This window comes from Acetobacter sp. P1H12_c (assembly GCF_018811975.1).
Lineage (GTDB): Bacteria > Pseudomonadota > Alphaproteobacteria > Acetobacterales > Acetobacteraceae > Acetobacter > Acetobacter persici.
Map to the genome: position 1 here is coordinate 17,350 of NZ_JACRVR010000005.1, position 23,698 is coordinate 41,047.

The following is a 23,698-nucleotide window of genomic DNA, read 5'->3' on the forward strand; positions in this document are numbered from 1 at the left end:
TCCATACCCGTGATGTAGCTATAAACGCGCGGCGTAAAAAACTGCGCGCATCCAAATGCTCTTGAAGCTTTCGGGCGGATGGTAGCGCAGAATTGCCCGAGGTGGTGCATGCTTCTCTTACCAGACAGTAAAAGCCGGAATGGGTGGCCTCTTTGGGGGCTACGAACGCGCAGTAGATTTCAGGGCTGCGGAAAATGATGCCGCGATAAGTCATAACGCATCAGTTCGTAGACAACACTTTATAGCGGTTCCATGCACTCTGCGAAGGCTTTGGGGTCACCAGGGTCTGTCATATTTCTTTAACAAACAAAAAAATAGTGAGCTGTTAAATAGCCGCCGTGTTGAAGGCGGAGCAGGGCAATGCTGGCGGATCAGGAGCGGAGCTATTGGCTCGCGAAGCATATCGTTCCACATGAGCATCTGGTAAGGGCATGGCTTGCCCGTTTTCCTGATATTGAAGCCGACGATATTATTCAGGAAGGATATGTTGTTATCTCTGAGGCCGATATTAGCAGAGTTTTTAATCCTATTGGCTACTTCCATACAATTTGCCGTAATCTTGTTTTAAAACATTACAGGAAGGCCCAGATTGTCAGCGTTACAGCCATTGCGGATATTTTAAATGATACGCTGGCTGATCAGACGCCATCAATCGAAGAAACGCTTGATGCAAGAGCAGAATTACAGTTTCTTGACCAGATTATTCAGAATCTTCCCGAGACATGCCGGAAAGTGTTTATTTGCAGGAAAATAAACGGAAGCCCGCAGAAACAGTGTGCCAGGGAACTGGGTCTCTCTGAAAATAGCGTGGAAAAACAGTTGGCGCGCGCTTTAGCACTCATTGCCAAATCCTACGGGCAACGAGATATGCCTCAACGTAAGACGACAGGACCGACACGTGGCAACAGAAGATTCTCCTGATTATGTTGCCGCGCAATGGATGGCCCGGATTGATCGCAGCGCGCTGACGCAGGAAGAACAGGATGCCTTAAACCGGTGGGTCAGTGCGGATATCCGGCATAAGGGCGCGTTTTTACGGGCTCAGGCTGTATGGCAGGCGACAAATAAGGCCAGGGCTTTACACGCGCCTTATCCGGCACAGGTGGCCCATGTGCCGCGTCCTTCCTCGCGTCGTGCCTTTTTGGGTTCAGCGGTCGCGGCATCCGTTGGTCTGTTTGTGATCGCAAGCAAAACGGGCGAGGCACGCACACAATATACAACCCTCAAGAACATCCTGCATTGCCGTCAAACGCCGGAAAAGCAGCTTATTCTGGACTGCTATAGCCATGTGGATGACTATTCCGAGTTAACAAGGATAGTCTACGGGCGCTGTCTGGTGGCGGGATCTCAGCGGACTGTTAAAACGAGCAGGCTGCGATTTGTTATAAACGGCAGCCTGCTGATGTACAAAGACGCAAATTACGAAATCGGTCTTGTGATGGACGGGCACGCCTCCTTAAAGGGGCAGCATCCGTCCGAATATAAAACCTTATCGGCTGGAGAGCAGATTACGCGCACTGCGGCGGGGCAACTTCACTTCAGTTATCTGGATGCGGAGGCGCTTGCCCGTCTGAGCGCATGGACAAAAGGTCAGGTCTCTCTGGATACGCAAACAATATCTGAGGCCTCTGATATTTTTAACCGCTACAACCAGAAGCAGCTTGTACCGTCTTTTCGGCTGGCGGATTACCGGCTTTCAGGCATGTTTGATCTGAACAGGCCGGATGTGTTTGCCCTTGCGGTCAAAACGGTTCTGGGCGGAAAAATACATGAAGATGGGCAGCATATTTATCTGGAATAAAAACATTGTCTTATAACTGTAATAAGAAAAAGTGGCGGGAAAATTGAGTTGAAGACTCATGGAAGGCAGATGCATCTATCACACAAGGTTGCAAAATGTCTTTTCTAGGCCGTTCGTGCTTTTGTCTCTCTCTCATTTCATCTTCTGCTTTTATTTCCAGCGTTTCGGCCGCCGCGGATCATAAGCTGTCTTTTTCAATTCCTGCCCAAAAGCTGACGTCAGCCCTTATGGTATTTAGTCAGCAGTCGGGCCTGCATGTTGCGTTTGATGGAAAAGTCGGAGATTCGTTCCAGTCTGTGCCCCTGCACGGAAAAATGGATGCCTTTAAAGCTCTCCATAAACTGCTTGGTCAGACGGGATTCATCATTGATGCATCCAACCCCAACTTTATTACGTTGCGCACGGAAAAAGACCATAAGCTGAAAACTGCAAACAGCCATGACACAAATCTGACTGTTCAGGGGCACAGAAACCAGCTTCACACCAAGCGCAGCTTTGCCGGGGTGGTGGACAGCACGTCTTATGATGATACGTCCAGCCTTGGCGGTGGCGCATCCTCTGTGGCTGACCTGCTTGTTCTCCTGCCCGGTGTAGCTGGTATTCAGGATGGTGATCAGCCGCGCTATATCAGTGTACGCGGTATTTCGCCGGATCTGAATCAGACAACGCTTGATGGCATTACTCTGGCGACAATTGGCGATAATGGCGGGGGAACACGGCGCGTCAATTTACAGAATATTCCGGGTGAGCTGACCGGAGAAGACAATATTTACAAAACCTTTACAGCAGAGCAGGATGGCGGGGCTATTGGCGCCGTTATCGATATGATGCCAAGAAGCGCTTTTGATTATAAGGGTTTTTATAAATATCTGGATGCGTATGGCGTTTATTCCACATATCGTGGGGCGGTGGGTGCTAATAAAGTTCCGGGCCTTTCTCCGCATCTGGCGCAGGGTGCAAAAGCCGTGATCGCTGATCGTTTTGGGGAAAATAAAGAATTCGGAATTATTGCGTCTTTCCGATATCAAAAACGTATCCGAAATTCCTATAAAAAATGGCAGGACAGTAATTATTATTACGATGATAAAGGAAAGCCTGTTGGCGGTGAAAGCAATAATGTTCCGGACCGCTCACAAGGCTGGAACGGGCTGACAGCCCCGGCAGATATTGAAGACGGCAATTATTCAAACGCAATTACCAATCTGGGTGGCTCTGCCCGTGCAGAGTGGAAACCCGTTAATTCAGGTTTTACGGCGTCCTTGATGGGATACAGCTACGAAAGATGGGAAAATTCCTTAATGGATCATACCTATCTTTTGATGGATAATCCTCAGGTCTGGAATCAGACCGCCACCAGTGGGCGTGAATTGCTGTATCGTTCTGCAAGCTATGTAAGGCAGGATCGCTGGCAGACAAACAGCAACGGTGTGCTGGGTAATCTGGGCTGGCACGACGCAGTTTCCGCTCTCAAACTGCGGGTTGGTTATACGTGGGAAGAATATGAAAATTACCAGCCACGCCTGACGGCATATGCCTACCCTAAAAAGCAGGGTCTTGCTCCGATCTATGGTGATTATCTCTATAAAGATAATTTCGCGACACTCTCGAACGTGAGTGATCTGAAGAGCATGATGGGAATGAAGTATAATTTAAGCCAGATTCAGCAATATGATGATGATGCGCGGGAAGGGGTTACTAACGTCCGCCTTGATTATACACGTAATCTGAATTCTGATTCTCACGGCTTTGGATTTGCGACAGGGTTTGAATGGCGCACTCTGAATGTCACTGATCAGATGAATTACCGCGACTATGTGGCCGGTGGCGATGCAACCCCCTATATGTTTACGCCCAGTTTCAGGCCTCCCGGTACGTTTTACACTCTGCCATGGATCAATATAACAAATTTTCCATGGGACAAGCAAAAGCTCGACGTTGCCACAAGCAATAATGACACGCTGAGTTCATTTTACCGGTATAAAGAACAGCTGCTCGACGGTTATCTGTCCCTGCATTACAAGTGGCAGCATTCGCAACTCATTGCTGGCGTGAGAGCTGATGGTGTCAGTTTCTCGGCTTATACGCCTCAAATTGAATCGGGCACCGCATCTGGTGAAATTAGTAAAAATAATGGGGGGTATCTGAATCCTCTTCCATCCGTGACATTTATGCATGAATTCCCAAAGAATTTTATCCTGCATGCGGCATGGAGTGAAAGTGTCGGTCGCCCGCGTCCTAATGATATTGCTCAGGCGCAGAAAATTAACTGTAGCGATGATGCAAAAAACGGAGCCGAATGCACTTTGTCCCGAGGGAACCCGAACTTGCGGCCGCGTCGTGCAAACAATTTTGATGTTTCTCTTGATAAATATTTTGATCATGGACGCGGGGTCTTTAGCGTCGCGTATTTTGATAAGATGATTAAGGACGATATTTATACGTTAAGTGACTACCAAATTCTTGATGGCGTGAAGACACAGGTGACTGAACCCCTTAATGCCAACAAATCCTCTCTTATGGGTGTTGAAGTCTCCGTTATTGACCGGAAGATAAAAGGACCATGGAACTGGAGTTTTGACGTATCCGCCAACGGGACATGGATGCGCGGACGGATGAATTATACCGCATCCGAAGGCACGTACAAACTGCATCAACTGCCTGATCAGCCAAACTATATTTTTAACAGTGCTGTAACATGGCATATACCGCAGGTGCGCGGTGCGATCCGTGCAACCTTCTCCTATACGCCCAAATATCTGACTGACCCTGCAGCCAACCCCTGGCAGAACTCAGGCTATGGTGAACTCGCCAGCCTTGATCTGGGAGCATGGCACGATATTACTGACAATATCCGTTTCAAGTATGAGGTGTATAACCTTGTCGGGGCACACAGAACGTATCGGATGGGCGACAGGCTCCAGCAGATTAGCGAAAAAGATTATTACGGAAGAAGCATCTATTTTGAGGTTGTCGTGAACTAGCTGGGCACGCCAGCCGTATCAGGCACAGATGTCAGAGAGAGGGACGTGTTTTTCCCTCTGCTTTGTCATGAGCCTCAAAGCGCAGCGCGAAGTCTTTGCAGCATTCTGTGCGCCCATTCTCTACAATGCTTCCTATCAACTGGATAAGACTTTCCGTCCATGACAACACGCAGAGATTTTCTGAAATACGCACTCTTCACTGGGGCCGCCTCTGGTTCTGGCGCGATCTTGCCGGACTCTGTTCGGCGGGCTTTTGCCATCGCTCCAGAGGTTGGCTCCACATGGAAAGATGCCGAGCATGTTGTTATTTTAATGCAGGAAAACAGATCATTTGATCATGTTTTTGGAACATTGCAGGGCGTACGCGGATTTAATGATCCAAGGGCACTCCGTCAGCCTAACGGCAACCCGGTGTTTATGCAGTCCAGCCAGTCTGGCGAGACTTATCTGCCGTGGAGACTGAATATTCGCGATACACGGGTAACGTGGATGGGGTCTATCCCGCATTCCCGTGACAGTCAGGTGGATGCATGGAACGGCGGCGGGCATGACAGATGGATTGATGCCAAAAAATCGCATCATAAAGGATATGATCGTTATCCTTTGACGATGGGCTATTATACCCGCGAAGATTTACCGTTTTATTACGCGCTTGCCGATGCCTTTACCGTCTGTGACCAGAATTATTGTGGGGCCATGACGAGCACGACACCTAACCGCCTGTTGTTCATGACAGGAACGGTGAGGGACCGGCAGGATCAGTCCTCTGGTGTTTACATGCGCAATGGCGAGATTCTTGAAGGTGGTATGACGTGGGGCACATTTCCGGAACGGCTTGAACAGGCAGGTGTTTCCTGGAAATATTATCAGAATGAACTGACCCAGACCGGGGGGATGAGCGAGGCAGAGCGAGGCTGGCTCAGTAATTTCGGGACAAATGTTCTGGAATGTTTTGACCAGTATGTGGTCTCTGCCAATCCGGGCTTTCAGGAATGGCTTGACGCCCGCATCAGTGATTGCCGCAACCATCTTGACCGCCTGAATAGCCGGGAAATGCTCGTTTCGGAAACACTTGCGGAAAAACGGGTTGAGGCACAGACGCTGCTTGATGTTTTGACGCGGCGTAAGGCGCAGTCCGCTGAAAAAAGAGAGAAACTGACGGCTGAAGAACGTGCGCTGTTTGAAAAAGCCTTTGTAACCAATAAGGCTGACAAAAATTATCGGACACTGGAGCAACTGCATTTTCAGGATGGTGAAAAGCCCATCAGTATGAAGGCTCCTAAAGGGGATATTCTGCATCAGTTCCGTCAGGATGTGAAAGGCGGCACGCTCCCCGTTGTTTCATGGCTATCCGCGCCGGAGCATTTTTCTGACCATCCAACGTCTCCTTGGTACGGAGCATGGTATGTTTCGGAAGTGATGGATATTCTGACGGATAATCCTGAAGTCTGGAAAAAGACGATTTTCATTATATCATATGATGAAAATGATGGGTATTTTGACCACGGTTGTTCTTATACAGCACCAGATCCTGCCCGCCCGGAAACGGGCCGGTCTTCAGCAAAAATTGGACCGGACGGACTGGAATATACAACGGTAGAGGATGAAATTGCGCGGGGTGTGCCAAAGCATCTGGCACGGAGCGGCCCGATTGGTCTTGGCTTTCGGGTACCGATGGTTATTGCGTCTCCCTGGAGCCGTGGCGGATGGGTGAATTCGCAGTTGTTTGAGCATACATCGACACTGCGTTTTCTCGAAGTTTTTGTGCAGGAGAAGTTCGGGAAAAATGTGAAAGAGACTAATATTTCACCCTGGAGGCGCGCTATCAGCGGTGATCTGACATCCTGTTTCCGTACATTTGATGGGGTGGCGCCTTCTTTGCCCTATCTGAATCGTGATGATCATCTGCATATGATTGAAGACGCGAAAGATCGCCCCATGCCGAGCGGTTTTCATGCGCTGAGTACAGATGAAAGTGTAATGCTACGGGATAATCCCGACAGGCTTCGTCAGGCACTCTGGCAAGAGCCGGGGCACCGGCCTGCCTGCGCGCTGCCTTATGAACCGTATTGCGATGGAGGTGTCAGCCCGGATGGACGCCACATCATGCTGCGTCTGAAGGCCGGTGCGGATTTATACGGCCAGCGCGCTGCCGGTCTGCCCTTTAATATCTATTGCCATACCAGCCCGGAAATGAGTGCCATGCAGGCAGGGACTTATGCTCTGGCAGCTGGCGACACTCTGGATGCCTCCTTTGAGATGGCATCCTTCGCGCACGGTCGGTACGATGTAGACGTGCATGCCCCCAATGGTTTTTATCGTCGCTACAAGGGGCGGCAGGATGGGGCGAAGATAGACGTCGCATGCCGTTATCTTGTCGGGAAGAAGCAGGACCTTGTTTTATTTCTGCACAATTATGGAACGGAAACGATTGATCTGGTCTGCGCTTTGAAAGGCGAGGAAATAACCAGAACCATCCGGCTTTCTCCGGGGAAAACGTGCGTAGTTCCGTTTGATCTGACGAAAGAGGCCATGTGGTATGATATTACGCTTTCCGCCCGGAACGAAGAAGACTTTCTGTATCATCTGGCGGGTCGCGTTGAAACGACACGGCCGGGGAAAACAGACAGGGCTATGGGATCAGGGCAGAATCTCTAAGCGTTAAGGTACGCCTTTTAGGGGAAGGGAAGGTCTCTGATTTTTGTAGCTTGTCAGGAAAAGCATTGCGTAGTGCTAGAATGTTGCGGCACGCCATGATGGCTCTCTATGCTATCCGCGAGGCAGCACAGGGAGTTGTTGGGCTTATAACGCAAACTGTTGCTGGTTTTCCTGAACGGCCTGCCGGATGAAATTGCACAACTGATGGATGCGTAAAGTTTTTTGTTCTTCTTCACGGGTAATCAGCCAGTAATGCCGTTTCAATCTCACCTGTTCCGGCAGGACTGGGACCAGCTCCGGGCGTGTGGCGGCGACAAAGGTCGGGAGCACCGCCATGCACAGGCCTGAGCAGGCTGCTTCCATCTGGGCCTGTACGCTTGAATTCTGAATGCGTACCATTTTGCGAGAAACCCCAAGACTTTCCAGATAATCCAGTTCCCGCATAAAAATCATTTCATCCACATACCCGGAAAACAGGTGGGATGAAAAATCATCTGGTTTTTTGATCGGTTTTTCCCGGTCAAGATAAGCCTGCGTGGCATATACGCATAAATAATAAGGTGTCAGTTTTTCACAGACAAACCGATCATCCTCAGAAGGGGTGACGGTAATGGCAATGTCGGCCTGCCTGCGGGAGAGGGCGACAATCTGCTGAATTGTCAGAATTTCAATGGTCAGTGCAGGGTTGTCTACCAGCAGAGGGCCAATACGGGCAGCCAGAAAAAAGTTTGCAAACCCTTCCAGCGCGTTGATGCGTATGGTTCCCGTCAGCCCGTGCAGAGGGCTGCTGGCCTGTGCAACCTGTGTTGCTTCCCGGTCCATCGCTTCTGCCGTGCTTAACAGGTCTTCCCCATAGCGCGTCAGTGCATAACCGCGCAGGTGTCGTTCAAAGAGTGTTTTACCGACGGATGTTTCCAGAGAAACAATGTGTCGGCCCACAGTTGCGTGATCAACCCCCAGCAAACGCCCAGCTTCCGAAAGGGAGCCGGAACGCGCCACAGCCAGAAAAAACTGCAGATTTCTCCAGTCCAGACTGCGTTTCATGCGGGTAAGAAAGCTCCATTTGCTTGTTGCTGTGCAGATTTGCACATCGAGTGAGCGAAATCTCCTGATTTTCTTGTGAGGGTTTTGCGCGTTCAGTCGGCGCACAAGAACAACAGCCGGGAAGGAAGGGCGCAAGCCGTAACCTTTCTCTGGAGATAAGGCCATGACAGCACTTTATCTGCCCTCTCTGGTCCGTATTGGTGGTGGGGCTCTGAACGAGCTTCCCGCCGCCCTGAAACAGGCAGGGCTTTCCGCACCGTTTATCATTACAGACGCCTTTATGGCGCAGTCGGGCTTGCTGGACAGGGTGAAGGGGCTTTTGGCAGAAGCTGGCTTCCGCTCGGGCGCTTTCCCTAATGCTGTGCCAGATCCTACCGTCGCCTCCGTAGAGGCCGCACTGGCGGCCCTCAAACAGGGGGATTATGACTGCGTGATTGGTCTGGGCGGCGGCAGCCCGATTGATACCGCCAAAATGGTGGCTGTTCTGGCCAGACACGGTGGCACGCCATCCCGCCTGAAGGTGCCGCATGTGCAGGATGACGTCGGGTTGCCGATTATCGCCATCCCCACCACGGCCGGGACGGGCTCAGAAGCCACGCGCGTGACGGTGATTACGGATGAAAAAACCGACGAGAAAATGCTCTGTGCCGGATACGCTTATCTGCCCCATATCGCGATTGTTGATTATGAACTCACCCTGACCATGCCCCGCCGCCTGACGGCGGATACCGGTCTGGATGCTCTGACGCACGCTCTGGAAGCTTACGTGTCCAGACTGGCCTCTCCCTTTACAGACGCACTGGCGCTGGCCGCAATGAAGCGCATATGGCACGCGCTGCCGGTTGCATGCGCGGAACCCTCCACCCGGGAAGCGCGTGCGCAGGTCATGCAGGGGGCGTTTGAAGCCGGAATGGCGTTCTCTAACGCGTCTGTCGCCCTCGTGCATGGTATGAGCCGGCCCATCGGGGCGCATTTCCATGTGGCTCATGGACTGTCAAACGCCATGCTGCTGCCGGAAATTACAGCGTGGTCCGTTGCTGGGGCTGAAGCGCGGTATGCAACCTGCGCCCGCGTGATGGGCATTGTCCCTGACAATACGGATGATGCTTCGGCCTGTAAGGCTCTTGTGGCGGCTCTGCGGGAACGCAACCGTGCGCTGGATGTGCCAACCCCGCGCTCCTACGGGCTAGAGGAAAGCCGCTGGAATGATCTGCTGCCTCTTATGGCAGAGCAGGCTCTGGCCTCCGGCTCCCCCGCGAACAATCCGCGCGTGCCCGCGCATGCAGAGATTGTGGAGCTGTATCAGAAAGTCTGGGCCTGAGGCCGGGCATATGCAGATGGGCCATCTATAAAAATAACAAAACGCCTGTCAGGAGAATGGAAGAATGACAACCCACCCGGAAGGAGCACGCTCCATGCGTTCTCTGGTGCTGGCGTCAAGCGTTGGCACCGTTATTGAATGGTATGATTTTTTTCTCTACGGCAGTCTGGCCATTTTCTTTGCCCGTCTGTTTTATCCCCCCGGTGACGGCGTGGCGGCGACCCTTATCAGTGTAGCGACTTTTGCGACCGGGTTTGCCGTGCGCCCGCTGGGCAGCCTGCTGTTTGGCTATATGGGGGATAGTGTCGGGCGGAAAAAAACCTTTCTGACTACTCTGCTTATCATGGGCTGCTCCACGGCCGCCATTGGCCTTTTGCCGACCTTTGCCACAGCGGGATACGCTGCCCCCGTTCTGCTTGTTCTGCTACGTATTGTGCAGGGGCTCGCGCTGGGTGGGGAATATGGCGGGGCGGCGACCTATGTGGCGGAACMCTCCCCGCCGCAGGAGCGCGGAAAATGGGCAAGCTATATTCAGGCCATGGCGTCAGCCGGGTTTGTGCTCTCTCTGGGGATTGTGCTGACCCTGCGTCTGTCACTGGGGGAAGAAGCGTTTGGCGTGTGGGGCTGGCGGGTGCCGTTTCTGGTCTCGTTCGTTCTGGTTCTTGTTTCCGTCCGTATTCGTCTCCGGCTTTCTGAATCGCCTGTTTTTATCGATATGCATAAACAGGGTCAGCTTTCCAAATCACCCGTGCGGGATACGTTCCGCATCCCCGGCAACGCGCGGCGTATTCTTCTGTTTCTGTTTGGCGTGGCCTGCGCGCAGGCGGTCACGTTTTACACCGCACAGTTTTATGCCCTGTATTACATTCAGACTTTTATGAAAGTGCCTTTTCTGCCAGCAACACTTTCCGTCGCGATCGGGGCGTTTCTGGGGGTGCCCTTCTTTGTGCTGTTTGGCGCTTTGTCTGACAGAATTGGGCGTAAACGCCTCTCTCTGGCCGGTATGGCTGCGGCGGTTGTGTTTTATATTCCCATTTTCTCTATCATCCGCCACGCAATTACTCCTGAAAACACCAGCTATCCGACGATTTCCGCCTGTGTGTTCGTGCTGGTTGTGATTGCGGCGGCTGTTTATGGCCCCTACGGCGCGTTTATTGTGGAAAGCTTTCCCGCCAATGTGCGGTACACCTCAATTTCGGTTCCTTACCATATTGGGAACGGGATTTTTGGAGGCTTTCTGCCGCTGGTGAGCCTCTGGCTGGTGACGGAAACCGGAAATCCTTATGCCGGGCTGCTTTACCCCATGGGGCTGTGCCTGATCGGCTTTTTTATCACCCTGTTCTGGGTGCCTGAAACACTGACGGTGCGCAAAGGTGAGCGCACACAGATTGTCTCCCTCTCACATGAAGCTATGAGCGAAGGCTGAGCCTCCGTTACACAAAAGGATAAAACCAATGCAGACAGTGCATCACATCATCGGTGGAAAATCTGTGCCGGGAACGGGTACCCGTACTGGCGACGTCTTTAACCCTGCGACCGGCGAGGTCACTAAAAAAGTTGTTCTGGGCACACAGGATGATCTGAACACGGCAGTTGCGGCAGCTAAAGCAGCCTTTCCCGCTTGGGCAGAAACGCCCCCTCTGGCGCGTGCGCGTGTCCTGTTCCGTGCGCGGGATCTTATTGAACAGCGGATGGATGATCTTGCCGCTGTGATTACATCGGAACACGGAAAAATCCTGTCTGATGCGAAGGGAGAAGTCACCCGCGGTCTGGAGGTTGTGGAATTTGCGACTGGCGTGCCGGAGCTTTTGAAGGGCGAATATACAGAGCAGGTCGGGCGCGGGATTGATGCATGGACCATGCGCCAGCCTGTCGGGATTGCTGCGGGGATCACACCCTTTAACTTTCCGGTGATGGTGCCGTTATGGATGGCGCCTATGGCTCTGGCAACGGGCAACTGCTTTATTCTGAAGCCTTCCGAGCGTGATCCGTCTGCATCCGTCCTGCTGGCGGAAATTCTGAAAGAAGCTGGTCTGCCAGATGGTGTTTTTCAGGTTGTGCATGGTGATAAGGATATGGTGAACGCCATTCTGGAACATCCGGATATTGCGGCGGTCAGCTTTGTGGGGTCCACGCCGATTGCCCAGCATGTTTACGCGACAGGGACAGCGCACGGGAAACGCGTTCAGGCGCTGGGCGGCGCGAAAAACCATGCGCTTGTCATGCCGGACTGTGATCTGGATAAAACGGTCGATGCGCTGATTGGTGCGGCCTATGGCTCCGCGGGGGAGCGTTGTATGGCTATTTCCGTCGCCGTGGCGGTTGGGCCAGTTGCGGATAAACTGGTTGCTGAGCTGGAGAAAAAGGTAAAGGCTATTTCCATTGGAAACGGCACGCATGACGCCAGTGAGATGGGCCCGCTTGTTACGGCACAGCATCTGGCCCGCGTGACCGGACTGGTGGAGTCCGGCGTCAGTCAGGGCGCAACACTGGTGGTGGACGGGCGCACGATAAAAGTGAAGGACCATGAAGGCGGATTTTTCATCGGGGGATCACTTTTTGATCACGTGACGCAGGAGATGGACATTTACCGCGAAGAAATTTTCGGGCCAGTTCTGTGCGTTATGCGTGCGCCGGATTTTGATGCGGCTCTCAAGCTGATCAATGATAGCCCGTTTGGAAACGGAACGGCCATTTTCACGCGGGATGGAGACGCCGCCAGAACATTTGCACATTCTGTAAAAGCCGGAATGGTTGGGGTGAACGTGCCCATTCCTGTGCCGATGGCGTTCCACTCTTTCGGGGGCTGGAAAGACTCCCTGTTTGGAGACCACCACATGCACGGGCCGGAAGGGGTGCGTTTCTTCACCCGCATGAAAGCCGTGACGCAGCGCTGGCCAGCAGGAATTCGCTCTGGTGCGGAATTTGTCATGCCAACACATGGCTGAACCACTGTGTCAGGCCGGGTGGAGTGTCCGGCCTGACACAGCGCATTGCCTGCCATCTTGCAGGTGAAACTGAATTAGTTATCGGTGCCGTATTTTACCGTGATCAGATGGTCGTGCTCTTTGACAGGCACGCCGTTGCGGATCGGAGGGCGGTATTTTGTGTTACGGCAATAATCGAGCGAAATATCGTCGAGTTCCGGCTTTTCACTGTGAATAATACGGCAGTTCAGGTTGCGTCCGTCCTTGCCGATCTCCGCCTTCATAATGACGGTAGCTTCCGCGTTATGCTTTGCCGCTTGGTCAGGAGCAGCCGGGGCATTTTCAGAAGATTCGTTCGGTTCTGCCGCTTGCGCCGCCAAGGCTGGCAGAGGGATCTGTGCCGCAGAGGACACCAGAAGAAGTGCCAGCGCGACCGGAATGGTTTTCTTCAAATCTGCCTCCCTTGGAATTGAGAGGAGGACCCTCTGATCCTCCGGTATGGGGCCATCTGCCTGAAGGGGCGTCGGCTATCTGAAACAGGGAATATCAATGTTTCCACCTGTCAGGCTGCTTTTTTCTCGGTCGCGAGGCAGCCGGGGCGTGTGCAGTGGCGGTGGAGGAAGTCGCGTTTGCCGTCCCACGAACGCTGGAGCGTCCATCCAGACCACCGATGTCCCAGTAAGCGGCAGACGAGGCGTGATCTGAACCATCTCATTGTCTGATAGTCTCCAGTGCCTGTTCCATCCATGTCGCGACAGCAAATAGCCGCTCATCCCCCCTATTCTGCCCCATCGCCATAAGGCCGACGGGGGCCTCCCCGTGTTTATGGCAGGGGAGGCTGATGGCGCAGCGGTCCAGAAAATTGGTGAGGGTCGGGTTGCGCAGCAGCAGGAGGTTGGTGGCGGCGTAAATCCCCTCCTCGTGCAGAGCGTCAATGCGGGGGGCGATAATGGGCACTGTTGGCATCAGGATGGCGTCATACCCGTCCAGTCTTTCGGCTGCTCGGGTGATCAGGGCATCGCGGCGTAGTCTGAGCGTGATGTAGTCGACAGCCGTCTGTTCCCTGCCGCGCAAAATACGCTTCAAAACAAACGGATCATAAAGGTCGGCGTGGTGTTCAATCAATCTGGCATGCCATGTCAGGGATTCGGGGGCGGGAAAGCCGCCGAGCCTGTTGATATCCGGCAGAGTCTCCAGTTCCGGGAACGCAATGTCGGTCAGTGTTGCGCCCGCCTGTTCAAGCCGGTGCAAGGCTTGCTCATAGGTTCGGGCCACGGTCTCATCCATGTCTTTGGTGACGTATGTGCGCAAGACAGCCAGACGGGGTGCGCTGCTCGTGGCGGGCTCAGCGGCGTCTGTCAGCGTTACGGTCTGCCCGGACAGAGCGCGGTCGGCCATCCGGCAGCAGGAGACCGTACGGCCCAGACTTCCAATGGAATCCAGCGTGAAGGACAGTGGAACAGTGCCTGCGGTGGAAATACGGGAGGCCGTTGGTTTGTAACCCGTCAGACCGGTGAGGGCAGCAGGGATACGGCAGGACCCCCCGGTGTCACTCCCGATCCCGATTGCGGCCATACCATCCGTGACGGAAATGGCGGCCCCGGAAGACGAGCCACCGGGAATACGCCGACTGGCTCTGTCCCACGGATTGGCAGGTGTGCCGGTGTGCGGGTTAATGCCGACGCCCGAGAACGCGAACTCCGTCATGTTCGTGCGGCCAATGGAAATCAGCCCCGCTTTGCGCAGGTTGGCAATAGCCGGGGCATCCTGCGTGGCGGCAGGGGCGTTTTCCAATACGCGGGAGCCCGCTCTGGTGACAGCCCCGGCTTCATCAAACAGGTCTTTAATGGACACAGGCAGGCCAGAAAGCGCGGGCACGGGGCGACCCTGCCTGCGTTGCTGGTCACTCTCATCCGCCGCAGCACGGGCTGCCTCTGTGTGCACGGCCACAAAGGTGCGGGCCCCTTCTCCGTGTGTGTCCGTAATGCGGTCGAGTGCCTGCTCTATCAGGTCCCGGCTGCGGAGCGTGCCTTCTGCAACAGCCTGCGCCATGGAAAGAAGGGTCTGGGGGGCTGCACTCATGGCAAACTCCGTCTTGCGTCCCGCGGAGTGCGGGTGATTTTACTTGGGGCCGGGTCAGGCTGCGGGAGCCGGGTCTTTCAGCGTCACAATCAGCGGGACATGGTCGGACGGGCGTTCCATCGCGCGCTCTTCCTTATCCGGGTGCGCATCAATCAGCCGTTCTGCAATGCGGGGGGAGAGAAGGGCGTGGTCAATCCGCAGGCCACTGTCGCGTTGCCAAGCTCCGGCCTGATAATCCCAGAATGTATAGGCTGTGCCGGCAGGATGGACGGCGCGCAGGGCATCCGTCAGTCCAAGCCAGACCAGCCTGCGCCATGCGGCCCGGCTTTCCGGCCGCACGAGGGCATCATCCGGCCCCAGCGCGCCGGGGGCACAGTCTTCCGGCGTCGGGCAGACGTTATAGTCTCCGGCGAGCACAAAATCTGTATCGGCATGCAGAAAGCTCTGGGCGCGATGGGCAAGGGCTTCAAAAAAAGCCAGCTTGGTTGCGTAGCCGTCCTCGCCGCCGGAGTTGCCGTTGGGCAGGTAGAGATTGCCGAGCGTCACCCCCTGCGTGCGCACTTCCACGTAGCGGGCCGCGGGGTTTTCAAACCCGGGCAGATGGTCACTGGTAGTTTCAAACGCGCCCCGCACCAGTGTGGCAACCCCGTTATAGGATTTCTGGCCAACCACGGCGCACTCATATCCGGCCTCCCGAAAGATTTCGGCAGGAAACAGCGCGGTCTCGCATTTGATTTCCTGCATCATCAGCACATCAGGCGCAGTGCGCTTGAGCCAGTCCAGAATCAGGTCCTGACGCTGGCGAACGGAATTGACGTTCCAGCTTGCGATTTTCATGCGACGGAAAAGCTCGTGCCACACCCGCAGGAGGACGCCGCGTTCGGGTTGTTCACCGTAAAATGCGCGCCCATCAGCTTATCCGCAAAATCCAGTTCCGCCCCGGCCAGCAGGTCAAGGCTTACCGGGTCCACAATCACGAGCGCCTCGCCCTTGTCCAGCCTGACATCATCCGGGGCAATATCGTCCTGCCCGATCAGTCTGAACTGATACTGGAAGCCATTGCAGCCGCCTGCTTCCACCGCCACGCGCAGGGCAGCGGGAGGCGTTTTCCCTTCTGTGGAGGCAGAGGCGGTGCGTGTGGCGATAACGCGGGCAATGCGCGCGGCTGCGGCATCGGAGACGGAAAAGGGCAGGGGCTGGGTCATGGTTTCTAGATAGCGTGCGCACGCCCCGGTTTGAAGGGGCAGGGTGGAGGAACATGGTCAATTTTCATGCGATGCCCTAGTGTATAGGGCGCGATGTGCGTCCTCACGGGGGCGCGGGGCACAACCGCTCACATCAGAGCAGGCAGGACCAGAAGGCTTATGGGATTACAGGCTGCGTCACAGACATTTCTTGCCCCCTATGCCGTGCAGATGGCGCCGGGCCGGGGCCGCCGCCTGCATGCGGAGGAGGAATCGCTCACGCGTTCCCCCTGGCAGCGGGACCGGGACCGCGTGGTACATTCCTCCGGCTTCCGCCGCCTGCAATATAAAACGCAGGTATTCATCAACCATGAAGGTGATTTTTTCCGCACCCGGCTGACCCATTCTCTGGAGGTTGCTCAGGTGGCGCGGTCCATGGCGCGGTATCTGCTGCTGGATGAGGACCTGACGGAAGCAGTCGCGCTGGCGCATGATCTGGGCCACACCCCGTTTGGCCATGCGGGGGAGGATGCTCTTGCCGCCCAGATGCAGCCGTGGGGCGGGTTTGATCACAACACGCAGGCCTTGCGGCAGGTCACTTTGCTGGAGCGCCGTTATCTGGCGTTTGATGGCCTGAATCTGACATGGGAGACGCTGGAAGGGCTGGCCAAACATAACGGCCCGGTGCGCAACCCGTCCGAGCGCCTGCGCGAGATTGACGCGCAGTGGTCGCTGGATCTGGGGACCTATGCCTCGGCCGAGGCGCAGGTGGCGGCGCTGGCGGATGATATTGCCTATCACGGGCATGATCTGGATGATGGCGTGAAGTCAGGCCTGCTCTCGCTGGATGATCTGGTGGATGTGCCGCTGGTGGGGGATGCTCTTCGGGAAGCGCGCAGGCTTGCGGCTGATCTGCCGGAGGGTACGCCGCATAAAAGGCAGCGCATCCGGCATGAAATGGTCCGGCGCGTGATCCATGCGCTGACGACGGATGTGCTGGTCTGTACCCGGAAGCGACTGGCTGCTCTCGCGCCGCAGAGTGTGGAGGATATCCGCGCGGCCCCGGAACCCGTGGTGGCCTTCAGCCCGGCCATGGCGGACGCGAACAAGGAGATCAGAAAGTTCCTGTTTGCAAAGCTTTACAGGCACTGGCGCGTCAACCGCATGACCTACAAGGCAAAGCGTGTGACGTCCGAGCTCTTCACAATTCTGGTGGAGTCGCCCAGATTGCTGCCCGATGGCTGGCGTGAGCCTGCACTGGCGGGGGATGACGCCGGATTACGGCGGACTGTGGCCGATTATGTTGCCTCCATGACGGATCGCTACGCGATGGAAGAACATCGCCGGTTGACTGATCTGTCCATAGCAGGCTGAAAACGCGGTTCTGCCGCTTTCTTTGGGATCTTGAGTGTAATGTCAGACTGTTTGTTCCAGCGTTATCGTCACCACGTTCTGGCCGCCGTTCGGGCGATGTTGCCTGATGTGTCGGAAGAAACGCTGGCCCGTGTGGAAGTCACCCCGACGCGTGACCCCGCACATGGGGATATGGCAACCAATGCGGCTCTGCTGCTGGCCAAAGCGGCCCGCCGGAAGCCTGCCGACATTGCAACGGATCTGGTGGCTGCGCTGGAAAAGGTTGAAGGTGTTGCCCGCGTGGCGGCTGCCGGGCCGGGCTTTGTGAACATGACCCTGACCCCGGATGTGCTGCGCGCCACGCTGCCCGCCGTGCTGAAAGCCGGGGAAGCCTATGGCGAGTCGCAGTCCGGCGCAGGTGTTCGGGTAAATGTGGAATATGTCTCCGCCAACCCGACCGGTCCGATGCATGTCGGCCATTGCCGTGGGGCCGTGGTGGGGGATGCGCTGGCAAACCTGATGGCCAAGGCCGGGTTTGACGTCACCAAGGAATTCTACATCAACGATGCCGGAGCGCAGGTTAAGGCGCTGGCATGGGCTGTGTACTGGCGTTACCTGCAGGCGCTCGGGACGACGGTGACGGAAGAGGCGTTTGACGCCCTCACCCCCACTGGCCTGCAATATCGCGGTGAGTATCTGATCCCGGTCGGGGAAGCACTGATGGCCCAGTATGGGGACAATCTGGCGGAACCCGGTGCAAACCCGGCCCCGGAACTGACATGGCTGGACACCGTGCGGGACTTTGCCGTGGCGCAGATGCTGCTGGCGATTAAGGATGATCTGGCGGCCCTTGGCGTGCATCAGAACGTCTTTACGTCCGAGGCGCAGGTGTTGCGGGATGGCGTGACCGATGCGGCCATCGCCACGCTGGAAAAACAGGGTCTGCTGTATGAGGGCGTGCTGGAGCCGCCCAAAGGCAAGCTGCCGGATGACTGGGAAGAGCGTGAGCAGCTCCTGTTCCGCTCCACCCAGTTTGGGGATGATGTGGACCGCCCGATGCGCAAGTCGGACGGCACCAATACCTATTTCGCCAATGATATTGGCTACCATGCGGACAAGGTGGCCCGTGGTGCGCAGATGATGGTGGACGTCTGGGGCGCGGACCACGGTGGGTACGTCAAACGCATGAAGGCCGCCGTGCGCGCCGTGACGAACGATACCGTGCCGCTGGAAGTCGTGCTGTGCCAGATTGTGCATATTCTGCGGGATGGCCAGCCGGTCAAAATGTCCAAACGCGCAGGCACATTTGTCACGCTGCGGGACCTGATTGATGAAGTGGGCAAGGATGCCGTGCGCTTCACCATGCTGACCCGCAAAAGCGATGCGCAGATGGAGTTCGATCTGGATCTGGTGGTGGCGCAGAAGCGCGATAACCCGGTCTTTTACGTGCAGTACGCGCACGCACGCTGCCGCTCCGTGCTGCGGGCCGCGCAGGAAGAAGGCACATATGGCGCTGTCACACCGGAGGCTCTGGCCGCCGTGCCGCTGGATTGCCTGAATTCTGATGCAGAAATGGCGCTGGTCCGCCGGATGGCGGAATGGCCGCGTCTGGTTGAATCCGCAGCCCTTGCGCGGGAACCACACCGCGTGGCCTTCTATCTGGCGGATCTGGCGGGTGATTTCCACGCGCTGTGGAACCGTGGGCGGGATGATGCGTCTCTGCGCTTCCTCCTGCCTGATGCGCCGGACGCCACCCGCGCACGGCTGGCGCTGGTTGCGGCAACAGCAACCGTTATCCGGTCCGGACTGGCTGTCATGGGCGTAGAGCCTGTGGAGGAGATGCGTTAATGAGTGAAAACGACAAAGGGTCTTTTGACGAGCGGATCAACCGTGCGCGGGAACGCATGAGCACGGATTATGATGCCTCTCCGCCACGCCGTCCGGCCGCACCCGCAGGGAGCGCGGGCGGGAGCGTGATTTCCCAGTTTCTGAGCAGCGATACCGGAACCCGCAGACTGGTTTACGGGGCTGCTGGTCTCGGCGGCCTGCTGGTGCTTGGCATTGGCGGCTGGGCGCTGATGGGCCACCATCAGAGCGGCATCCCGGTTCTGGGGCCGCCGCCTGTTTCCATGAAGACCAAACCGGTTGATCCGGGCGGGATGCAGGTTGATGGCCTGAGCACGCCGGACGCGGATGACGGGCAGGCGCATCCGGTGCCTGCGCCGGAAAAGCCTAATCCGGGGGCTCTGGCCGCGCAGTACGGCCAGCAGGCCGCAAAAACGGATGCAACTGACGGCGCTGCGGCGGGCAATCCTGCTTCTGCGGACCAGGCGAAAGCGCCTGCCGCAGCGCCAGAGGGCACGGCTCCTGCCGGGGATGCTTCCGCACCGGCTGCTCCGGCCGCTCCCGGTGCCGCGGCACAGGCAGATGCGCCTCAGCAGCCTGAAAGCCTGCCGGACTCCAGTGCAGGTGTTGCGGATGACTCTGCGGCGGGCGATACGGCAGCCAGTGTCCCGGCTCCCGCCGCGCCGGTGCCTGCCAAAATCCCGCCAAAGGCCGTCGCGAAAAAGACGGCTCCGGCAGAAGATGCCGGTGCTGCGCGGAAACCGGAAGAAAGCCGCCCGGCTGCAAGTGCGGCCCCTGCGAGTGCGCCGGTACCGCCTGCCGCCACAGGGGGAAAATTCCGTGTTCAGTTAGCTGCCCTTCAGAGTGAAGCGCAGGCGCAGCAGGAGTGGAGCCGCCTTAAAACGCACTATTCAACCCTGTTTGCGGACCGTACTCCGGTGATTGAGAAGGTGCAGCGCGATAATGCAATCTTCTACCGTCTGCGGGTTGGTGGTTTTGCGTCCGTGGCGGAAACGCGGAGCTTCTGTAGTGCCGTGCGGGAACGCGGGCTGGGCTGCACTCAGGTCCATTAAGGGCAGACAGAATGGATGCCCCGCAGCCGCCGGACAGCGCGCCAGAGCTGGAAACATCGGAGCCTCTGCCTGATCAGGCAGAGGCTTTGGATGGGTCTGCCCCGGTCACGGCGGAGGGCGGGGTGCCGCGTGTGCCCGTGCTGTCACTGGATGGGTTTGAAGGCCCGCTTGATCTGCTGCTTGATCTGGCGCGGGCGCAGAAGGTGGACCTCTCCCGTATTTCCATCCTGCAACTGGTGGAACAATATCTGGCGGTTGTAGAGTCTGTCCGCAAAGTGCGGCTGGAACTGGCGGCGGATTGGCTGGTGATGGCGGCCTGGCTGGCGTGGCTAAAATCCCGCCTGCTTCTGCCTGCGGAAGATGATCTGGCGGCGGAAGGGGAAGATGCTGCCGAACTGTTGCAGGAACGGCTGATTGAGCTGGCCTGCATGACGGAACTGGCCCGCTGGCTGGAAACGCGGCCGCGTCTGGGCCGGGATGTTTTTGCCCGTGGCGAGGGCGAAACCCTGATTGAAATTGACCGCTCCGGTCTGGCGCTTGATATGCCGCAACTGATGCGCGCCTATATGGCGGCGATGCGGCGCACAGCCCGGAAGCGGATTTACGCCCCGCGCACCATCCGGTTCTGGACCGTGCAGGATGCGCTGTCCCGCCTGACCCGCCTGCTGGGGAAAACGCCGCCGGGCTGGAACAGTCTGGATGCGTTTCTGCCCGAGCAGTTGCCGGAAGAAGGGGGGGGGGAGGAAGCCATGCGCCAGCGCCGGGCAGCCGTTGCCGGCACCCTGATTGCCGGGCTGGAACTGGCAAAAAGTGGCCGGCTGGAGCTCAGGCAGGATGAAACATTCGGCAAAATTCTTCTGCGCCCGCAGGAGGTGCAGGACGATGTGCCGGAGGATGAGACGCATGATGCCTGAACAGCGGCCCGGTGACGACGCGCGGAATACAGGCAGGGAGACCCGATGAGCGAAGAACCAGCGCAGATTCCGCACGCTATCCAGTCCGGGAAGGATGAAGACGGGATTATGGCCGCTTTGTCAGGCGCTCTGCCGGACGATGCCGGAGGGGCCGTTGCTGTTCCGGAGGACGCTGTACGTCTGGCGGAGGCTCTGATTTTTGCAGGCACTGAGCCTGTCAGTCTGCGGCGTCTGGCGGAATTGCTGGAACTGCGTCAGCTTGTGCCGGACGGAGTGGACGATCTCGGCGCGTTTGTCGCCTCTGTGATGGCGGCACTTGTCGCGCAGTATGAGGGGCGTGGCGTGCAGCCGGTTGAGGTGGCGGGAGGCTGGCAGTTTCGCACCGCGCCAGATCTGGCCCCGGCCCTGACGCGCGTGCTGGAAAAGCCGCGTCGCCTGCCGCGCGCGGTTATGGAAACACTGGCGATTATTGCCTATCACCAGCCTTGTACACGTGTGGAAATTGAAGAAATTCGCGGTGTCAGCCTTGGCCAGACGGTTCTGGATACGTTGATTGAAGCATCGCTGGTTGCTCCGCGCGGGCGCAAGGAAGTGCCGGGTCGCCCTGTGCTGTGGGGCACAACGCCCGATTTCCTGCGGCATTTTGGCCTGCGGGCGCTGTCAGACCTGCCCCGGCGTGAAGAATTGCTGGTGGACGTGCCGGATACCCTGACTTCCGCCAGCAAATCCGCACCGGCTGTGGCACAGGATCAGGAGGGTGACGCATCTGGTGGGGACAACGTGCAGGACGAGGCAGAAGGCGTTCAGGGCGAAGCAGATCTGGATGTCACGCCTGCGGAACAGGCAATGACCAGTGCTGAGGCAGCTCCGGAAGCGGATGCAGAGCCCGCGCCTGAGAAGGGAACACCCGGACAACAGGCAGATGCCGTCAGCGCAATGGTTTCCGAGCCGGAGCGGTCGTGATAGATCTGCGTCCATGCTGAAGGGTAGTCCTGCGGATGTTTGATTTTGCCTGGTCGGAAATTGCGCTGATAGGGGCGGTGGCGCTGGTCGTCATTGGTCCGAAGGACCTGCCTGTGGCCATCCGGGGGCTGGCGGGCTTTGTCAAAAAAGCGCGCAAAATGGCCAGCGAGTTCCAGTCGCACGTCGATGAAATGGTGCGCGAGGCGGACCTGACGGAAGTGCGGGACCATGTGCGCGACCTGCGCAACCTGAACGTGCGTGGCCGTATCATGAAAGCCATTGATGGTGATGGCACACTGGCACGGTCTTTTGAGGAACCATCCGGTGTGCGCCCCGCAGGCCCGCGTGCGCTGGATACGCCGCCGCGCCCCGCAGGCCTGTCCGGGGGGGCAGGGGGTTCAACCGCCATGCTGGAAGAACGAAGCGTCGGCCTGCCCAGTCTGCCGCCCACAGCGGTGAGCAGCCACGCGCTGGAGGACCTGAATCCACTGGTGGAAGATGAAGTGGTGGACGCCCCGGCAGAACTGCCGCCGCACCATGTGCGCCGCATTATCAAGGAACGTGAGCGGCTTTTCCCGCCCGCTATCCTGCCCCCTGTCCGGCTGATGCACGGGCAGCGCCGGGTGGCTCCGGGGCCAGCGGTGCCGGGCCAGCAGGCAGGAAGCCTGCCTGCAGGGGATTATCCCGGAGAAGCTGATGCGGGTATGGGAGCCGGACGCGGGCTATGAAGGAGAACGAACCCCTGCAGGATGATCCCATTCACGATCAGCCGATGCCGCTGATTGACCATCTGCTTGAACTGCGCCGCCGGCTTTTATGGTCTGGTGCGGCCTTTCTGGTGTGTTTTGCGCTCTGTTACCATTTTGCGGGTGATATCTACCTCTTTCTGGCGCGGCCGCTGGGCGAGATCATGCGGCAGCAGGGTGAGCAGCCACATCTGATTTACACAGCCCTTTACGAGGCCTTTTTTACCTATATCCGCGTGGCGTTTTTTGGGGCGGCCTTCATGTCCTTTCCCATTATTGCCATTCAGGCATGGATTTTTATTGCCCCCGGTTTGTACCGGTCAGAAAAGCGGGCGTTTGCCCCGTTTCTGATTGCAACGCCCATCCTGTTTCTGCTGGGCGCGGCGCTGGCTTATTACTTCATTTTCCCCATTGCATGGCGGTTCTTCCTCTCTTTCCAGACGCCGGGCAGTTCTGGCGGGGTGCAGATTGAGCTTCAGGCTAAAGTGTCTGAATATCTCTCCCTCGTCATGAAGCTGATCATGGCGTTTGGCGTTGCGTTTGAGTTGCCTGTGGTGCTCACCCTGCTGGCACGGGTAGGGATTGTAACCGCGGATATGCTCAGGCGCTTCCGCCGGTATGCCATTGTGGGGGCGTTTGTGATTGCCGCCATTCTGATGCCGCCGGATGTGATTACTCAGGTCGGGCTGGCGGTGCCGCTCGTCCTTCTTTACGAAATTTCCATTCTGGCAGCCCGGCTTGTTGAACCAAAAACAAAGCCGGACCCGCTGTCTGAAGAGACCACTCCAGAGCAAGAGGCTTCCTGA

The 23,698-nt window shown here is 56.9% G+C and carries 20 protein-coding genes; 14 read left to right on the forward strand and 6 right to left on the reverse strand.

Going from position 1 to position 23,698, the window contains the following annotated elements; genetic code table 11:
• Positions 1 to 360: 360 nt before the first annotated feature.
• Together KP699_RS05205 and KP699_RS05210 are read left to right on the forward strand one after the other, a co-directional pair.
• Complete coding sequence (locus KP699_RS05205) at positions 361 to 921, forward strand: RNA polymerase sigma factor (RefSeq protein WP_077931180.1); 561 nt, start codon at positions 361 to 363, stop codon at positions 919 to 921.
• On the forward strand, positions 899 to 1,801 hold the full coding sequence (locus tag KP699_RS05210) for a DUF4880 domain-containing protein (RefSeq protein WP_215761855.1): 903 nt from the start codon (positions 899 to 901) through the stop codon (positions 1,799 to 1,801). Before KP699_RS05205 ends, KP699_RS05210 begins: the two co-directional genes overlap by 23 nt.
• Before the next feature lie 218 nt (positions 1,802 to 2,019).
• Here KP699_RS05210 and KP699_RS05215 read toward each other — a convergent pair whose 3' ends face one another.
• Positions 2,020 to 2,241, reverse strand: a complete 222-nt coding sequence (locus KP699_RS05215; RefSeq protein ID WP_215761856.1) for a hypothetical protein — start codon at positions 2,239 to 2,241, stop codon at positions 2,020 to 2,022.
• On the opposite strand from KP699_RS05215, the gene KP699_RS05220 reads away from it, so the two are divergent.
• Together KP699_RS05220 and KP699_RS05225 are read left to right on the forward strand one after the other, a co-directional pair.
• On the forward strand, positions 2,197 to 4,782 hold the full coding sequence (locus KP699_RS05220; protein WP_252346824.1) for a TonB-dependent receptor: 2,586 nt from the start codon (positions 2,197 to 2,199) through the stop codon (positions 4,780 to 4,782). The two genes, KP699_RS05215 and KP699_RS05220, sit on opposite strands and share 45 nt — an antisense overlap.
• A gap of 159 nt (positions 4,783 to 4,941) precedes the next feature.
• Positions 4,942 to 7,440: a phosphocholine-specific phospholipase C gene (locus KP699_RS05225; protein ID WP_215761858.1), complete on the forward strand. Its 2,499-nt coding sequence runs from the start codon at positions 4,942 to 4,944 to the stop codon at positions 7,438 to 7,440.
• Positions 7,441 to 7,584: 144 nt separating this feature from the next.
• Here the strand turns inward: KP699_RS05225 and KP699_RS05230 are convergent, their stop codons facing one another.
• Positions 7,585 to 8,484, reverse strand: a complete 900-nt coding sequence (locus KP699_RS05230) for a LysR family transcriptional regulator (RefSeq protein WP_077931806.1) — start codon at positions 8,482 to 8,484, stop codon at positions 7,585 to 7,587.
• A gap of 163 nt (positions 8,485 to 8,647) precedes the next feature.
• Between KP699_RS05230 and KP699_RS05235 the strand changes: the two genes are divergently transcribed.
• The 3 genes from KP699_RS05235 (at position 8,648) to KP699_RS05245 (ending at position 12,753) form a co-directional block, all read left to right on the forward strand.
• Positions 8,648 to 9,805 (forward strand): iron-containing alcohol dehydrogenase, encoded by a 1,158-nt coding sequence (locus KP699_RS05235; protein ID WP_215761859.1) that lies wholly within the window; start codon positions 8,648 to 8,650, stop codon positions 9,803 to 9,805.
• Between the two features lie 64 nt (positions 9,806 to 9,869).
• On the forward strand, positions 9,870 to 11,231 hold the full coding sequence (locus tag KP699_RS05240) for an MFS transporter (protein WP_215761860.1): 1,362 nt from the start codon (positions 9,870 to 9,872) through the stop codon (positions 11,229 to 11,231).
• A 28-nt stretch (positions 11,232 to 11,259) separates the two neighbouring features.
• Complete coding sequence (locus tag KP699_RS05245) at positions 11,260 to 12,753, forward strand: CoA-acylating methylmalonate-semialdehyde dehydrogenase (RefSeq protein ID WP_215761861.1); 1,494 nt, start codon at positions 11,260 to 11,262, stop codon at positions 12,751 to 12,753.
• Between the two features lie 74 nt (positions 12,754 to 12,827).
• Here KP699_RS05245 and KP699_RS05250 read toward each other — a convergent pair whose 3' ends face one another.
• The 4 genes from KP699_RS05250 to KP699_RS05265 form a co-directional block, all read right to left on the reverse strand.
• Positions 12,828 to 13,184 carry an energy transducer TonB gene (locus KP699_RS05250; RefSeq protein ID WP_215761862.1) on the reverse strand — a complete coding sequence of 119 codons (357 nt, stop codon included), beginning with the start codon at positions 13,182 to 13,184 and terminating at the stop codon, positions 12,828 to 12,830.
• Between the two features lie 259 nt (positions 13,185 to 13,443).
• The gene (locus tag KP699_RS05255) at positions 13,444 to 14,814 is read right to left on the reverse strand and encodes an amidase (protein WP_215761863.1); all 1,371 of its coding nucleotides are present in this window, start codon (positions 14,812 to 14,814) and stop codon (positions 13,444 to 13,446) included.
• 54 nt (positions 14,815 to 14,868) lie between these two features.
• Positions 14,869 to 15,651 (reverse strand): exodeoxyribonuclease III, encoded by a 783-nt coding sequence (locus KP699_RS05260; protein WP_215761864.1) that lies wholly within the window; start codon positions 15,649 to 15,651, stop codon positions 14,869 to 14,871.
• On the reverse strand, positions 15,648 to 16,019 hold the full coding sequence (locus KP699_RS05265; RefSeq protein WP_215761865.1) for an iron-sulfur cluster assembly accessory protein: 372 nt from the start codon (positions 16,017 to 16,019) through the stop codon (positions 15,648 to 15,650). Before KP699_RS05265 ends, KP699_RS05260 begins: the two co-directional genes overlap by 4 nt.
• Before the next feature lie 159 nt (positions 16,020 to 16,178).
• On the opposite strand from KP699_RS05265, the gene KP699_RS05270 reads away from it, so the two are divergent.
• The 7 genes from KP699_RS05270 (at position 16,179) to tatC (ending at position 23,698) form a co-directional block, all read left to right on the forward strand.
• A complete protein-coding gene (locus KP699_RS05270) occupies positions 16,179 to 17,372 on the forward strand; it encodes a deoxyguanosinetriphosphate triphosphohydrolase (RefSeq protein WP_077931189.1) in 1,194 nt (397 codons plus the stop codon).
• Positions 17,373 to 17,411: 39 nt separating this feature from the next.
• Positions 17,412 to 19,199 (forward strand): arginine--tRNA ligase, encoded by a 1,788-nt coding sequence (gene argS / locus KP699_RS05275; protein WP_215761866.1) that lies wholly within the window; start codon positions 17,412 to 17,414, stop codon positions 19,197 to 19,199.
• On the forward strand, positions 19,199 to 20,269 hold the full coding sequence (locus tag KP699_RS05280; protein ID WP_215761867.1) for an SPOR domain-containing protein: 1,071 nt from the start codon (positions 19,199 to 19,201) through the stop codon (positions 20,267 to 20,269). Before argS ends, KP699_RS05280 begins: the two co-directional genes overlap by 1 nt.
• 11 nt (positions 20,270 to 20,280) lie before the next feature.
• A complete protein-coding gene (locus KP699_RS05285) occupies positions 20,281 to 21,183 on the forward strand; it encodes a ScpA family protein (protein WP_215761868.1) in 903 nt (300 codons plus the stop codon).
• A 108-nt stretch (positions 21,184 to 21,291) separates the two neighbouring features.
• On the forward strand, positions 21,292 to 22,146 hold the full coding sequence (gene scpB / locus KP699_RS05290; RefSeq protein WP_252346825.1) for an SMC-Scp complex subunit ScpB: 855 nt from the start codon (positions 21,292 to 21,294) through the stop codon (positions 22,144 to 22,146).
• Positions 22,147 to 22,181: 35 nt separating this feature from the next.
• Positions 22,182 to 22,874: a Sec-independent protein translocase protein TatB gene (gene tatB / locus KP699_RS05295; protein ID WP_215761869.1), complete on the forward strand. Its 693-nt coding sequence runs from the start codon at positions 22,182 to 22,184 to the stop codon at positions 22,872 to 22,874.
• A complete protein-coding gene (gene tatC / locus KP699_RS05300) occupies positions 22,871 to 23,698 on the forward strand; it encodes a twin-arginine translocase subunit TatC (protein WP_077931193.1) in 828 nt (275 codons plus the stop codon). The genes tatB and tatC overlap by 4 nt, the downstream gene beginning before the upstream one ends.

Excerpts from the sequence above, each read along its gene's own strand:
- KP699_RS05245 (WP_215761861.1), top strand. The coding sequence starts at position 11,260 with ATGCAGACAGTGCATCACATCATCGGTGGAAAATCTGTGCCGGGAACG.
- KP699_RS05270 (WP_077931189.1), top strand. The coding sequence starts at position 16,179 with ATGGGATTACAGGCTGCGTCACAGACATTTCTTGCCCCCTATGCCGTG.
- KP699_RS05285 (WP_215761868.1), top strand. The coding sequence starts at position 20,281 with ATGGATGCCCCGCAGCCGCCGGACAGCGCGCCAGAGCTGGAAACATCG.
- KP699_RS05265 (WP_215761865.1), bottom strand. The coding sequence starts at position 16,019 with ATGACCCAGCCCCTGCCCTTTTCCGTCTCCGATGCCGCAGCCGCGCGC.
- KP699_RS05230 (WP_077931806.1), bottom strand. The coding sequence starts at position 8,484 with ATGAAACGCAGTCTGGACTGGAGAAATCTGCAGTTTTTTCTGGCTGTG.
- tatB (WP_215761869.1), top strand. The coding sequence starts at position 22,182 with ATGTTTGATTTTGCCTGGTCGGAAATTGCGCTGATAGGGGCGGTGGCG.
- scpB (WP_252346825.1), top strand. The coding sequence starts at position 21,292 with ATGGCCGCTTTGTCAGGCGCTCTGCCGGACGATGCCGGAGGGGCCGTT.
- KP699_RS05235 (WP_215761859.1), top strand. The coding sequence starts at position 8,648 with ATGACAGCACTTTATCTGCCCTCTCTGGTCCGTATTGGTGGTGGGGCT.
- KP699_RS05255 (WP_215761863.1), bottom strand. The coding sequence starts at position 14,814 with ATGAGTGCAGCCCCCCAGACCCTTCTTTCCATGGCGCAGGCTGTTGCA.
- KP699_RS05215 (WP_215761856.1), bottom strand. The coding sequence starts at position 2,241 with ATGGCTGTTTGCAGTTTTCAGCTTATGGTCTTTTTCCGTGCGCAACGT.
- KP699_RS05205 (WP_077931180.1), top strand. The coding sequence starts at position 361 with ATGCTGGCGGATCAGGAGCGGAGCTATTGGCTCGCGAAGCATATCGTT.
- argS (WP_215761866.1), top strand. The coding sequence starts at position 17,412 with ATGTCAGACTGTTTGTTCCAGCGTTATCGTCACCACGTTCTGGCCGCC.
- KP699_RS05280 (WP_215761867.1), top strand. The coding sequence starts at position 19,199 with ATGAGTGAAAACGACAAAGGGTCTTTTGACGAGCGGATCAACCGTGCG.
- tatC (WP_077931193.1), top strand. The coding sequence starts at position 22,871 with ATGAAGGAGAACGAACCCCTGCAGGATGATCCCATTCACGATCAGCCG.
- KP699_RS05260 (WP_215761864.1), bottom strand. The coding sequence starts at position 15,651 with ATGAAAATCGCAAGCTGGAACGTCAATTCCGTTCGCCAGCGTCAGGAC.
- KP699_RS05225 (WP_215761858.1), top strand. The coding sequence starts at position 4,942 with ATGACAACACGCAGAGATTTTCTGAAATACGCACTCTTCACTGGGGCC.